The organism is Vibrio sp. Y176 (assembly GCF_033438945.1).
Window position 1 is genome coordinate 1 of sequence record NZ_JAWOQS010001167.1, and the last position, 521, is coordinate 521.

The 521-nt window shown below is 51.1% G+C and carries 1 protein-coding gene; it reads left to right on the forward strand.

Annotation, left to right across the window (positions count from 1 at the left end; all coding sequences use genetic code 11):
- Positions 1-521, forward strand: a 521-nt coding sequence (locus R7O13_RS30780) for a glutamate ligase domain-containing protein (RefSeq protein ID WP_318305707.1), incomplete at both ends; no start/stop codon positions are given.

The following is a 521-nucleotide window of genomic DNA, read 5'->3' on the forward strand; positions in this document are numbered from 1 at the left end:
CCCAGCATCAATGTGATCAAGCAATCATCAATGTTGATGACGAAGTTGGCGCTGCGTGGGCGAAACAACTGACGAATGCGATTGCCGTTTCTCTTGCTCCTACAACTGAGTTTGAACACGCGCTGTGGGCGAGCCAAGTGGCTTATGCTGAATCCGGTATTACGATTCGTTTTGATGGTCAGTTTGGCGAAGGTACGCTGCATGCGCCGTTGATTGGTGAATTCAACGCAGCCAACTTAATGCTGGCATTTGCGACCTTATTGAGCCTTGGTTTTGATAAGAACGATTTGCTAGCGACGGCTGCTCAATTGCAGCCGGTGTTAGGCCGAATGGAGCTATTCCAAGCTGAGAATCGCGCCAAAGTTGTGGTCGATTACGCTCACACGCCTGATGCGCTTGAAAAAGCATTACAAGCACTGCGCGTGCATTGTGACGGACAGCTTTGGGCTATTTTCGGTTGTGGTGGCGATCGCGATGCGGGTAAGCGTCCGATGATGGCAGAAATCGCTGAGCGTTTGGGT